General features: G+C 46.9%; 11 protein-coding genes and 1 other annotated feature. Of the genes, 1 reads left to right on the plus strand and 10 read right to left on the minus strand.

Annotated features, from left to right (window positions below; genetic code table 11):
• Positions 1–7: 7 nt before the first annotated feature.
• Positions 8–1282 (minus strand): histidine--tRNA ligase, encoded by a 1275-nt coding sequence (hisS, locus tag MKZ04_RS09890; protein ID WP_023855387.1) that lies wholly within the window; start codon positions 1280–1282, stop codon positions 8–10.
• A gap of 80 nt (positions 1283–1362) precedes the next feature.
• Positions 1363–1602: a binding site (T-box leader), on the minus strand.
• A 54-nt stretch (positions 1603–1656) separates the two neighbouring features.
• On the minus strand, positions 1657–1821 hold the full coding sequence (locus tag MKZ04_RS09895; RefSeq protein WP_023855388.1) for a YrzK family protein: 165 nt from the start codon (positions 1819–1821) through the stop codon (positions 1657–1659).
• 142 nt (positions 1822–1963) lie between these two features.
• On the opposite strand from MKZ04_RS09895, the gene MKZ04_RS09900 reads away from it, so the two are divergent.
• Positions 1964–3535, plus strand: coding sequence for an SH3 domain-containing protein (locus MKZ04_RS09900; protein ID WP_023855389.1), 1572 nt, complete (start codon positions 1964–1966; stop codon positions 3533–3535).
• 27 nt (positions 3536–3562) lie between these two features.
• On the opposite strand, the gene dtd is transcribed toward MKZ04_RS09900, so the two are convergent.
• The 8 genes from dtd to MKZ04_RS09940 all read right to left on the minus strand — a co-directional run bounded on the left by dtd (position 3563) and on the right by MKZ04_RS09940 (position 12875).
• Entirely contained in the window at positions 3563–4006 is a 444-nt protein-coding gene (gene dtd / locus MKZ04_RS09905; protein WP_020452409.1) for a D-aminoacyl-tRNA deacylase, read from the minus strand.
• Between the two features lie 13 nt (positions 4007–4019).
• Positions 4020–6221: a RelA/SpoT family protein gene (locus tag MKZ04_RS09910; RefSeq protein ID WP_023855390.1), complete on the minus strand. Its 2202-nt coding sequence runs from the start codon at positions 6219–6221 to the stop codon at positions 4020–4022.
• Positions 6222–6390: 169 nt separating this feature from the next.
• Positions 6391–6903 (minus strand): adenine phosphoribosyltransferase, encoded by a 513-nt coding sequence (locus tag MKZ04_RS09915; protein WP_023855391.1) that lies wholly within the window; start codon positions 6901–6903, stop codon positions 6391–6393.
• 17 nt (positions 6904–6920) lie between these two features.
• A complete protein-coding gene (gene recJ, locus MKZ04_RS09920) occupies positions 6921–9269 on the minus strand; it encodes a single-stranded-DNA-specific exonuclease RecJ (protein WP_023855392.1) in 2349 nt (782 codons plus the stop codon).
• A 71-nt stretch (positions 9270–9340) separates the two neighbouring features.
• Entirely contained in the window at positions 9341–9634 is a 294-nt protein-coding gene (locus MKZ04_RS09925; protein ID WP_341045805.1) for a LapA family protein, read from the minus strand.
• A gap of 26 nt (positions 9635–9660) precedes the next feature.
• Positions 9661–10164 (minus strand): cation:proton antiporter regulatory subunit, encoded by a 504-nt coding sequence (locus MKZ04_RS09930; protein WP_035338453.1) that lies wholly within the window; start codon positions 10162–10164, stop codon positions 9661–9663.
• 152 nt (positions 10165–10316) lie between these two features.
• Complete coding sequence (gene secDF / locus MKZ04_RS09935) at positions 10317–12542, minus strand: protein translocase subunit SecDF (protein WP_023855395.1); 2226 nt, start codon at positions 12540–12542, stop codon at positions 10317–10319.
• 36 nt (positions 12543–12578) lie between these two features.
• Positions 12579–12875, minus strand: coding sequence for a post-transcriptional regulator (locus MKZ04_RS09940; protein WP_023855396.1), 297 nt, complete (start codon positions 12873–12875; stop codon positions 12579–12581).
• Between the last annotated feature and the right edge of the window lie 55 nt (positions 12876–12930).

Raw genomic sequence — 12930 nt, forward strand, 5'->3', positions numbered from 1 at the left:
CTCTCCTTTAACTTTCAGTGTTTGTTTTCAAGAAATGGATGAATTCATCAAGGCCGATGGCCTGTTGATCTCCTGTTTTCGCATCTTTGACATTCATTTGATTTTGGCTCAGTTCATCCTCGCCCAAAACAGCGATATATTTCGCATTGAGACGGTCGGCGGATTTAAACTGGCCTTTCATTTTTTTCTGTTCATAGTCGATTTCGGCGGAAATTCCTGCTTCTCTCAATTTATAAAGGAGGGATACAGAATAGTCTTTGGCTTTGTCGCCAAGTGTCACGATATAGCAGTCAATGCCTTCATCCGCTCCGACTTTCACATTTTCCGCGTCCAGTGCGGCGAGAAGACGTTCGATACTCATTGCAAAGCCGATGCCCGGCGCTTTCGGTCCGCCGAACTCCTCGGTAAGGCCGTCATAGCGCCCTCCGCCAGCAAGCGTTGTAATCGCTCCGAAACCTTCGGCATTGCTCATGATTTCAAAAGCTGTGTGATTGTAATAGTCAAGACCTCTCACCAGGTTCGGATCGACCTCAAACGCAATGCCGATGTCGGTCAGATATTGCTGCACTTTCGCAAAATAGGCTTTGGATTCTTCATTTAAGTAGTCAAGAATAGAAGGAGCGGTTTTCAGCAGTTCATGATCCCTGTCTTTTTTACAGTCCAGAATCCGCAGCGGATTTTGTCGGAGCCGTTTTTGACAGTCTGAACAAAACTCGTCGATCCTCGGCTCAAAGTGGCGGATCAGCGCTTCTCTGTGAGCGGTTCGGCTCTCTTTGTCGCCGAGGCTGTTAATGACCAGCTTCAGATTGCTGAGACCCGCTTTCCGGTATACGCTCATCGCCAAGGCAATGACTTCCGCGTCAATCGCCGGATCGTTCGAACCGATCGCTTCGATGCCGAATTGATAAAATTGGCGGTAGCGGCCTGTCTGCGGCCTTTCATAGCGGAACATCGGTCCGATGTAGTAAAGTTTCGTCGGCTGAACCGGATTAGCAAAAAGTTTGTTTTCCACAAAAGAGCGTACTGCAGATGCAGTGCCTTCAGGACGAAGCGTCAGGCTTCTTCCTTTTTTGTCAGCGAATGTGTACATTTCCTTTTGTACGATATCGGTCGATTCTCCCACCCCGCGGGAAAATAGTTCTGTATGTTCAAAAATAGGCGTCCGGATTTCTTTATATTGATACGCATGACACGTTTCTCTCGCAATCTTTTCGACGTATTGCCAGCGTTCCGATTCTCCTGGGAGAATATCTTGTGTTCCCCTTGGAATATTAAATCCCATTTTTAAATCCTCCTCATGACTTAAATGCTTTTTTTCATTTATGGAAATAAAAAAACCCCCGAACCTACTATAAAACCAATAGTAGGGACGAGAGTTATACCCGTGGTGCCACCCTAGTTGGAACGATCAACCCGTTCCCGCTCATGCCTTTAACGCAGGTTCACGTCCGCCGCCTAATTGCTCGCAAGTTCTGCCGGGCTTTCAGCGGGAAACCTTCGGAGTGTTCATTCGGTCAAGATACCGTGCAGACCGCTTTCAGCCCAGGGCGGTTCCTCTCTTTTCACGTACTCTTGCCTACTATTCTCCATCTTCAGTTCAACTCATATGTACACTAATTTATATTATAATACGAGTGTTAAGTGTGCATGTCAACCCTATTTGCGGTTCTTTTTATTCTGAATTGATTCTTTGGACGCGAGCCCCAGCTCAGTCGCCGTTTCTTCCATAAAGCCGGCTTGCTCCGGATCCGCATGATCCTTTAGATGCAGATTTGCATCTTGCTCATGGATCGCTCTGCCCATTCTTTGATTATACCTCACACAACAACATCCTTTTGATATCTTTTTTCTATAGTATAAACAAATCATTTTCATTTTATTAAAAAAACGGCAAGGAATATACGATATAGAAGAAGAAGTAGTGTTCCAAGTTTTTTACCGAAAGGAGGAGATGGGTAACAATATGAAAAAAAGAACAGTATTGATCCTATCGATGATGCTGGCAGCACAAGCAGCCTTTTATACATCGTCAAACACAGCTTCTGCAGCCATCGGGGAAGCCGTGATTGCCACCGATGAAATCAATGTCAGGAGCGGACCCGGACTGAGCCATGAAATCGTCAGCGTCGTCAGCCGGAATGAAAGCTATCCGATTCTTGAAGAGCGCGGGGATTGGGTCCAGATCCAGCTGAACGGCGGACAAAAAGGATGGGTTGTATCCTGGCTGATCAAGAAAAAAAGCCAAGTCTCCAACGGCTCTGATTCAGCGGAGGGAAAAGTCACATCTTCCGAAGCAAACCTGAGAATCAGAAAAGGCCCCGGCACTTCATATGAAGTCCAAGGCGTATTCCCTGAAGGAGAACAGGCTGACCTGCTAAAGACCGACGGAAACTGGGTGAAGATTTCCTATCAGAACATCACTGGCTGGGTCCATTCAGACTATGTCAATCAAGGTTCAGGAGCAAAACAGTCTCAATCGTCTTCATCACGCGCTTCATCAACAAAATCAGGAACGGTCGGCGTATCCACCTTAAATGTCAGAAGCACAGCTTCCCATCAAGGACGGATTATTGCGTCGCTTCAACGGAATGCAAGTGTGACGATTTTAAACGAACAGCACGGCTGGTATGAAATCGAATTTAATGGTCAAAAGGGCTGGGTCGCAAGCCACTATATTCTCGAAGGACCCAAACAGAAAAGCGGAACTTCGGAAACAAGCAGCGGCTCCGGGTCAAAACAGCAGGCCACCATCGTGTATGAAGGCACAAATGTTAGAAGCGGGCCTTCGACATCCTCAGCGATCGTCAAGCGCGCAGGGAAAGGCGAGTCTTACCCGATCGTCTCTGCAAAAGGCGACTGGTATGAAATCAAACTGTCAAACGGCGATTCCGCCTATGTGGCAAACTGGGTCGTTCAGACCGCTGACCAGTCTGGCTCAGCCGGAGATTCGAAAAGCGCAGCACCGCCTTTGGCAAAGCGGTCAAGCGCGAGCGGCACAATCAAAAATAAAACGGTTGTCATCGATGCCGGACACGGAGGACATGACAGCGGGACAATCGGAACGCGGGGGACGCTCGAAAAACGGCTGACCATCAAAACAGCAACGCTTCTTGCCGCAAAACTGAGAGCCGATGGCGTCAACGTCTATATGACGCGGAATGACGATTCTTTCGTCAGCCTTCAGTCGCGGGTCGCGACCTCTCATTATCGAAACGCCGACGCTTTTATCAGCATTCATTATGATAGTTTTCCAAACGCGTCCGTAAGGGGAAATACCGCCTATTACTACAGCCCGTCAAAAGACCGGAAGCTCGCAGCAGACGTGCAGTCCGAGATCGAAAAGCACTCGCCTCTGCCAAGCCGCGGCGTATTATTCGGGGACTACTTCGTATTAAGAGAAAATAAACAGGCCGCCGCATTGTTTGAACTCGGCTACTTGAGCCATCCTCAAGAAGAAGCGGTTGTCAGCACGAACGCTTATAGAGAAAGAGTGACAGACGGCATTAGAAGCGGCTTAGAAAACTATTTTAACTAATAAAAAAGCTCCCAAATGGGAGCTTTTTTATGCTTTCGAATCCATAATAAAGGTGACGGGACCCGAATTTGTCAGCTTGACATCCATCATTTCGCCAAATCTTCCCGTTTCGACAGCAACGCCTTTTGCGCGAAGCATGCTGTTCCACTCCTCGTATAATTGAAGCGCCTGATCGGGCTTTGCCGCTTTTGTAAAATTCGGCCGTCTTCCTTTTTTCGTGTCGCCGTACAAGGTAAACTGAGAAACCGATAAAACGGAGCCTCCGACATCTAAAAGCGACAGGTTCATCTTTTCGCCTTCATCTTCAAAAATCCGCAGATTGACTAGCTTTTCCGCCAAATATGCGGCATCTTCGCTCGTATCCTCATGCGTCACGCCGACAAGCACCATCAAGCCGAGGCCGATTTGACCGACAGTCTCGCCTCCTACCGAAACGCTTGCATCTGTGACGCGCTGAACAACTAATCTCATGACGCTTTTCCTCCTAATTCATCACCCTGCGCACGGAGTAGATATCTTTGATCTGTTTGATCCGTTCAACCACTTTATGCAAATGATTAATATTTTGAATGAAGATGGCCATATGGATCGTCGCCACTTTATTGCGGTCCGATTTACCTGACACAGATGAAATATTTGTTTTTGTCTCATTAACGGCCTGAAGAACTTCATTAAGAAGGCCGCGGCGGTCATAGCCGAGAATTTCGATTTCGACGTTATATTCTTTTCTCCGCTGCGTCTGCGGCTCATGCTCCCATTCTACTTGAATCAGCCGGTCGAGCGCTTCATTTGTTAAAACATTCGGGCAGTCCTCGCGATGGACGGATACACCACGGCCTTTTGTAATGAATCCGACGATCGGATCTCCCGGAACGGGGTTGCAGCATTTTGACAGTCTGATCAGAAGGTTGTCAACGCCTTTGACGCGAACACCCGCTTCGCGTTTTTTCCCTTGGTAAGGTTTCGGTTCAGGTGTTACATCTTGAACGCTTTTCACCTGTTCTTCCTGATCTCTGATTTTCCGTTCTTTTTCCGTCAGACGGTTTGCAACTTGAGCAGCTGTAATGCCGTTATAGCCGACTGCGGCATACATGTCTTCTTCATTGGCAAAATTGAACTTGTCGGCGACTTTCTGCAGATTCTCGACTGTTAAGACGTCCTTCACTTCAAAGTCCAGGTTTTTAATTTCTTTTTCAACCAGTTCTCTGCCTTTTTCGACATTTTCCTCTCTGCGCTGCTTTTTAAAGAACTGGCGGATTTTATGCTTAGCCTGAGATGTCTGCGCAAGGTTGATCCAGTCCTGGCTCGGACCGTACGAATGCTTGGATGTCAGAATTTCTACGATATCCCCTGTGCGCAGCTTGTAATCAAGCGTGACCATTTTTCCGTTTACTTTCGCCCCGATCGTTTTATTGCCTATTTCTGAATGGATCCGGTACGAAAAGTCGATCGGCACAGAGCCTGACGGCAATTCAATGACGTCCCCTTTCGGCGTAAAAACGAACACCATGTCGGAAAACAAATCGATTTTTAGAGATTCCATAAATTCTTCGGCATCGCTCGACTCATTTTGAAATTCCAAAATTTCGCGGAACCAGGAAAGCTTTTTATCAAAGCTTGAATCTTCATTGACATTTTTGCCTTCTTTGTAAGCCCAGTGGGCCGCGATTCCGTATTCCGCAATTTCGTGCATTTCAAACGTCCTGATCTGGACTTCCAGCGGATCCCCCTTCGGCCCGATGACGGTGGTGTGGAGGGACTGGTACATGTTCGGCTTCGGCATTGCGATATAGTCTTTAAATCTGCCCGGCATCGGCTTCCAGCATGTATGAATGATGCCTAGAACCGCGTAGCAGTCCTTGATGCTGTTGACGAGGATCCGGACTGCGAGCAAGTCGTAAATTTCATTGAATTGCTTGTTTTGCATCGCCATCTTTCTGTAGATGCTGTAAATATGCTTCGGCCGGCCGGAAAAGTCCGCTTTAATATTGACCTCTTCGACGCGGCTTTTCACTTCGTTTACGACCTCTTCGACGTACAATTCCCTTTCGGCCCGCTTTTTCTTCATCAAATTGACGATCCGGTAATATTGCTGTGGATTTAAATAGCGTAAAGCGGTATCCTCAAGCTCCCACTTTATTTTTGAAATCCCAAGGCGATGAGCCAGCGGAGCAAATATTTCAAGCGTCTCATTTGAAATTCTGCGCTGCTTTTCCTGCGGCAGGTGCTTCAAGGTTCTCATGTTGTGAAGACGGTCCGCCAGCTTGATCAAAATGACGCGGATGTCCTGAGCCATAGCCACAAACATTTTCCGATGATTTTCTGCCTGCTGTTCTTCCTGTGATTTATATTTAATTTTCCCAAGCTTCGTGACGCCGTCGACAAGCATCGCAACTTCTTCGTTGAATGCTTCCTTTAAATCTTCAAGCGTTACGCTCGTATCTTCCACCACATCATGGAGAAATCCTCCCGCTATTGTGGCGGGGTCCATTTCCAAATCGACGAGGATACCCGCGACCTGGATCGGATGGATAATATAAGGCTCGCCCGATTTGCGGTATTGTTCGCGATGTGCGTCTTCCGCGTACTGATAAGCCTTTTTTATAAAAGCAACATGTTCATCGGAAAGGTAACTTTTCGCCTTCTCAATGACTTGCTCAGCGGTTAATACTTGTTCGTTCGCCATGGAATCACCTTTTTTATAATTGAAAACTGTATTGTAATTATTATCAAGAAAAATGTCACAGATGTAAAGAGAAGAAATTCAAAAGGACTTTTGCCGGCCCCGGAATACTATATGAATAGGAAAAAAAGCACCCGCTTTTTATGAGTGCTTTTTATAGTATAAAATTTGTTTAGTATTGCATCAAGGTTAAAATATCATATCCGTCCAGTTTATTTCTTCCTTCAAGATATGTCAGTTCGATCAGGAAAGCGATTCCGGCTACGACGCCGCCGAGCTCTTCAACCAGCTTGATCGTTGCTTCGATCGTCCCGCCGGTTGCAAGCAGGTCGTCAGTGATCAAGACGCGCTGCCCCGGTTTAATGGCATCTTTATGGATGGTCAGGACATCTTTTCCATATTCCAATCCGTAGTCGACTTTGATGACTTCACGCGGCAGTTTGCCTTCTTTGCGGACAGGCGCAAATCCTACCCCAAGCGAATATGCGACAGGGCAGCCGATGATAAATCCTCTCGCTTCAGGTCCCACGACAAGATCGATCTCTTTTTCTTTCGCATACGTTACAATTTGATCTGTCGCGTAGCGATAGACGTCGCCTTTGTCCATCAATGTTGTAATATCTTTAAATTGTACGCCTTCCTTCGGGTAGTCCGGCACAATTGTCACATACTTCTTCAAATCCATCTGTCTTCATGTCCTCCTCATACTTTATAAGCGACGGCGTTTTCCGCCATCCGCTTATCCAGCCACTGTTTAAGCTCATCCGCCGAAGAATAAATGAGCTTTTGCTCCAATTCAATCAGGCGCTGTTTTTCCCGGTAGGTTTCAGAATCTGTCAGATCGCGCTTTTCGGCATGATAAACAACAGATAAAACACCATTCTCTATTGTAACAAAACCGAGCTCAAAAAACACCTTTGTCATAAAATCAATTGTGTCTTTTGTCCAGCCTTTATGTCTGGCAAGCTCCCCGCCGTATTTCGGCAAGTCAAAAGAACCTCTTTTCAGGAGGAAAGCATAGTACCATTTAAAATATTCCCTAGTTGGAAATGTTGAGAAAAAATGTTCGTCTGATTGATAAAAAATCAGATAAATGCGCTCCAGTTTTTTGCCTTTTATCACTTGGTCAAAGATGTCGAGCGACGGCGGAATATCTATAAATACCGCATAGCGGCTCTCAAGGACGAGACGCTCTGCATCTTCAGAACCGCTGATGACGGTCAGCTCTTCTTCAAGGCCTGTCCCCGCAAGCTTCGCTTTGGTTTCCTCACGGAAGCAGATGCACACCCGTTTCGCAGGATCCAGCTGCAATATTTTTTCTTCCCATGACCGTTTTCCCCGCAGATCAAACAGCTGCCATTCATTGACGGCCGCATCTTTGATCATCAGCTGCGGTTTTTTTCTGTTATTCCACTCGTTAATCGACAGTTCCCCGACAATCGAGATCTTTGCTCCAGGAACGATTCCGTCTTCGATGGCGCCTTTATAAAATCCGATGCAATCAAGCTTGTTCTCGCCGTCTGCCAGCACAAGCTTCAAGTGATTCTTGTTGGCGCCGATTTTCCTGGAATCATCAATTTTAACGTCGCTGACAAGGACGAAGGGCTTCGGATTTCCCGTGCCGAACGGCGCCAGCATGTTCATTTCGGCAATGCTGTCAACCGTGATATCTTCGAGCCGGCAGCACAAATCGACGTCTTGAACGGGAATAAAATCTTCCTCGGTCAGAACCGCTTCAGCCTGACGGTTGATTCTCTCCCTTAGTGCCGAAACATCTTCCAGGTTGAGCGTCATTCCGGCTGCCATCGGGTGCCCGCCGAAGTGCGGGAGAATATCCCGGCACTCCGAGAGATTTTGAAATAAATCAAATCCTTTGATGCTGCGCGCAGATCCTTTGGCAATGCCTTTTTCTTCATCGATACCGAGAACGATGGCGGGCCTGTAATACCGCTCGACAAGCTTTGAAGCCACGATTCCGACGACACCGGGATTCCAGCCCGGCCGCGCCGCGACGATCACCGGCCGGTCAAGCCCTTCCTCCTCGATCATCTGAACGGCTTCCTCTGTCATCTGATTGACGATTTTTTGGCGCTCCTTGTTCAAGGCGTTGATATCTTCGGCCAGCTCTTCCGCTTCTGTTTCGTCTTTTGTGTTCAGGAGGTAAACGGCCGGGTCAGCCTGTTCAATTCTGCCGACCGCGTTTAAGCGGGGCGCAATTTGAAAACCGATGGTCTCTTCATCCGCACTATGTATCTCCGCTCCGGCAATTTTGGTCAGCGCCTTTAATCCGGGGCGCTTCGTTCTCCTGAACTGTTCCATGCCGCGCTTGGCAATCTGCCTGTTTTCATCATGAAGCGGCACAAGGTCGGCAATCGTGCCGATCGCACAAAGGTCGAGCAAATCTTCCGGGAGTTCTCCGTTCAAAGCGTGGGCTAGCTTAAATGCGACACCGACGCCGGCAAGCTCTTTAAATGGATAGCCGCAGCCCGGCTGCTTCGGATGAATGATCGCATAGGCATCCGGCAAAACGGGTCCCGGCTCATGGTGATCCGTAATGATCAAATCGACGCCAAGCTCTTTAGCGACTTCAGCTTCATGAACGGCGGCAATGCCTGTATCAACTGTGATGATCAATGAATAGCCTGATTCTTTGATCCCGCGAAAGGCCGCTTCGTTCGGGCCGTACCCTTCTTTAAAGCGGTCAGGTATATAAAAATCGGCTTGTGCTGAACATTTTTTCAACATTTGCAAAAGGACAGTCGTGCTTGTCACACCGTCCGCATCATAATCGCCGTAAATCATAATCTTTTCTTGATCTGAAATTGCCTGTTTGATTCGCTGTACAGCTTTTTCCATATCTTTCAGCAGATAAGGATCGTGAAAAACTGCATCCTTGCCATTTAAAAATGAAGATGCTTTGTCGGCTGTATCGTAACCTCTCATGACAAGCAATGAGGCGGCAAGGGGAGTAATGCCTAATCTTCCGGCGAGCTGCTCCACCTTTTCTTTGTCGGGCGTTTGCACGTCCCAACGCATTTTTGACGCTAACATAAATTCACCCCTCAACCACACTATTATACTAGAGCAGCATGAGGGGATTCAATTTATTTCGTGCAATCTTTCTAGTCTTTCTGATTTTCAGGGGCCGCCGATTTGGCTTCAAGTTCAGGATACTTTACCCGTTCTTCTCTCTTGAGCGCCTTCAGCTCTTTTTTCAGCCGCATGATCTGGAAAGCGCCGGCCGAGCCGATAATGAGCGCCCCCATCAATACCGATACCAAAATGACCAGGATCAAAGGCCATTCTGCCGTTCCAAAAAGAAAATCAACCTTCACCGGTTCAACATTAATGACCGCGAAAACAGCAACAATTAATGTAAAAATAAGTGCAGAGATTAACGTCCATTGTTTGTTCACCATACCCACTCCAATTCACGCAATATTCAAACATCTCGTTCCGATGCGGTCAACTTTTCTTTCATCAGCCGAGTTAATTCATTTCTTTCCCCGGAAATAACCATGGTGTCACCTTCACTTATCACCGTTTCCGAACCCGGATTCAAAATTTTGCCGCGGTCTTTTTTCACTACAGCTATCACTGTTACATGATAGTGTTCGCCGATACCCAAGGCTCCAATCGTCTCCTGGTCGGCCAGTGAACCGGACTCTATTTTAAACCACTCAATCATAAGCTTATCAAGCGCAGCCTCCACAGATTCCAAAGCTTTTGGTTTATATGCCATTCCGCCAAGTATCGCTGATATTTGCCTGGCTTCATCATCATCAAAACGAATATTAGACACACATTCCTCATCATCATTTTCATGAAAATGATACAGTTCTCTTGTCCCGTCTTCATGGAGAATGATTGTGATCTTATCCGCACTCCGCGTAAATATTTCGATCTTTTTTCCGATGCCTGGGAGTTCGGACTCGCGCATCCTCATAAAAAACCTCCTTATAACAAAGATCCTTTATAAATGGCTTTAACACGCACATTTTTTAGAGTTCAGTCATTATAGCAAAAGACTTCTTGAAGTTCAATCTCAGGATTCAAACAATGTTAAAGGCTGCCCAGCAGTGCGGGCAGCCTGGATAGTTAATTTTCTCCTTGCTTTTGTATAGGCTTTTTAAACTCCCGGCCTTTCCAAACAAGCCATAATTGAGCCGCGATGTAGAGCGATGAATACACTCCACTCAAAAGCCCCACTAACAGCGCAACAGAGAAGTTTGTAATCGATGCAGCTCCGAAGATTAAGAGCGCAATGACGACAATGACGACCGTAAGCACCGTATTAATTGAACGTGTGAATGTTTGCTGCAAGCTTAAATTCACAATATGCGACAAGTCGCTGAAGGTTTTCGGTTTGCGCTTTTTCAAATGCTCCCTGATCCTGTCAAATGTGACGATCGTATCATTTATCGAATAGCCGATGATCGTCAGCACGGCGGCAATGAAGGTAATATCAACCTCAAGCCTTGTGAGACTGAAGACGGCAATGATGAAGAACGCATCATACAGCAATGAAGCGATAGCCGCAACCGCCATCTTGTATTCAAAGCGGATCGATACATACAAAATGAGGCCGATCGACGCGATGATCACCGCATAGAACGCGTTTCTCGCCAGCTCTTTACCAACGGTCGGCGAGACGGTGCTGACATTTGGTTCGCTGCCGTATTTTTCTTTAAAATAATTTTTCACTTCAGCTATTTTTTTCTGATTCGGAACGCCGACAAACCTGGCGACTCCGTGATTATTTTTTTCGCCTGAGAGAACGATCGAGTCCGGCTCCAGCCCGACCTGGTCAAAATCCTTTTCAAGCTCCTGGGCTGTAAGCTTATGATTGCTTTGAACTTCGATTCTCGCTCCGCTTGAGAAATCGATGCCGAGATTCAGCTTAAACACAAGCAAGACGATAAGACCAGCGGCCAGAAGAACGCCCGAAAATGCAAAGAACCATTTACGCTTGCCGACAAAATCCCATTTGGTAAACGGAGTCGGAGGCTCAGTATTTTCGTCTGTCTTGCTGATGTCCAGGATGTCTTTTTTGCGCACTCCAAACCAGCCTTTTTTCCGGTCAAGCCAGCGGCTTTCGACCAGCAGGCCGAGCAGGAAGCGCGACAGGAAGACAGCTGTAACAAAGCTTGTCAAAATGGATAGGATCAGCATGGTCGCGAAGCCTTTGACAGAGCTCGTACCAAATATGAAAAGCACGATTCCGGCAAGCATCGTCGTAATATTGGCATCAAAGATCGTTGCAAATGATCTTCTGTTTCCTGCTTTAAAAGCCGAGCGGACCGATTTGCCGAGCTTCAGCTCTTCTTTTATGCGTTCGTACGTAATGATGTTGGCGTCAACCGCCATCCCGACGCCCAATATAAGAGCCGCGATCCCCGGAAGGGTCAGAACCGCATTCATCCAGTCAAAGATCTGCAGTGTAATGTAGATATAGACAGAAAGCGTAATGACCGCGATAAAACCAGGCAAGCGATAGTAAAGAAGCATAAATAAGAAAATAATAGCAATACCGACGATTCCCGCAAACACGGTATCATTCAAAGCCTGCTCCCCAAACTGCGCGCCGACGGATGTCGAATACTTTTCAACGAGTTTGACAGGAAGAGCTCCCGCATTTAAAATGCTCGCCATATCTTTTGCTTCCTGAATCGTAAAGTTTCCTTCAATCATCACGTCTGACGTGTTCAGCACTTGGCTGACATTCGGAGCGGAGATGTATTTATGATCCGCTTTTTGCGATTCTTTTTTAAAGGAGTCGCCTTTTTTGTAATCAAGCCAGATGACGAGCTGGTTGTTCGGCTTCATATCGAGCACTTTCTTTGTCACTTCGCCAAATTTATCGGCATCCTTCAGCTTGATCGTCACGATCGGCTCATTTGTGTCCTGCTTGAACGACTGTTTAGCGCCGTTTTCGACAAGATCTGAACCGTTCAAAAGCTCTTTGTCATTCGTATCCCTGAACGTAAGCTGAGCCTGTGTGGATAAGATTTCCCGCGCCCTGCTCTGGTTGTCGACGCCGGCAAGCTGAACCCTGATCCGGTTGTTTCCTTCGATTTGGATGTTCGGTTCGCTGACGCCCAACACATTCGCCCGGCGGTTCAGCGCTTCAACCGTACTGATGAGGGCGTCCCTGTCAATTTTGTCGCCCTGTTTGGCAGGCTGGACTTCATACAGAACCTCAAAACCGCCCTGAAGGTCAAGGCCGAGGCTGATGCTGTCTGCAGCCGGCTTCGTGAACATTCCCAGTCCCGTACCGATCAAGAGAACGGTAAGGAAAAACGCAATCAAGCGTCCTTTTTTCATTATGTATTTCCTCCTTAAATCAACCAAAATCTACGGCTACCTCAGCAGCTCATCGAGCATATTCTGCCCTTCTTTGCTGTCGAGTAAATTAGACGTTTTAAATGATTCTACGGTTGCATAGTTCATAAATTCGCCAATTTTCACAGATAAAATATCACCGGCGAGCTGGTGAATTTGAACATCCTTCTTTTTCTTCCATTTCTTATTCAATAAGTATGACCACAATTCCTCTATTTCAATATCGTCATAACCGAGTATCCTGAACTCTTCCGTCTTGCTGTGAAGAAAGGGTTTTAAATGATCCTTGTACAGATCAGCCGGATGTTTGCCCATGCCAAAGCCACGCTCCTTTCACATTTTTTCAGAGAGACTTGTCATGCTTGGACGA

The organism is Bacillus sp. FSL W7-1354 (assembly GCF_038002405.1).
In the GTDB taxonomy this organism is placed as follows: Bacteria; Bacillota; Bacilli; order Bacillales; family Bacillaceae; genus Bacillus; species Bacillus paralicheniformis.

What these genes read in the sequence shown, in the direction of transcription:
- dtd (WP_020452409.1), bottom strand. Translation starts at nt 4,006, where the DNA reads ATGAGATTAGTTGTTCAGCGCGTCACAGATGCAAGCGTTTCGGTAGGA.
- MKZ04_RS09910 (WP_023855390.1), bottom strand. Translation starts at nt 6,221, where the DNA reads ATGGCGAACGAACAAGTATTAACCGCTGAGCAAGTCATTGAGAAGGCG.
- secDF (WP_023855395.1), bottom strand. Translation starts at nt 12,542, where the DNA reads ATGAAAAAAGGACGCTTGATTGCGTTTTTCCTTACCGTTCTCTTGATC.
- MKZ04_RS09940 (WP_023855396.1), bottom strand. Translation starts at nt 12,875, where the DNA reads ATGGGCAAACATCCGGCTGATCTGTACAAGGATCATTTAAAACCCTTT.
- MKZ04_RS09915 (WP_023855391.1), bottom strand. Translation starts at nt 6,903, where the DNA reads ATGGATTTGAAGAAGTATGTGACAATTGTGCCGGACTACCCGAAGGAA.
- recJ (WP_023855392.1), bottom strand. Translation starts at nt 9,269, where the DNA reads ATGTTAGCGTCAAAAATGCGTTGGGACGTGCAAACGCCCGACAAAGAA.
- MKZ04_RS09900 (WP_023855389.1), top strand. Translation starts at nt 1,964, where the DNA reads ATGAAAAAAAGAACAGTATTGATCCTATCGATGATGCTGGCAGCACAA.
- MKZ04_RS09930 (WP_035338453.1), bottom strand. Translation starts at nt 10,164, where the DNA reads ATGAGGATGCGCGAGTCCGAACTCCCAGGCATCGGAAAAAAGATCGAA.
- hisS (WP_023855387.1), bottom strand. Translation starts at nt 1,282, where the DNA reads ATGGGATTTAATATTCCAAGGGGAACACAAGATATTCTCCCAGGAGAA.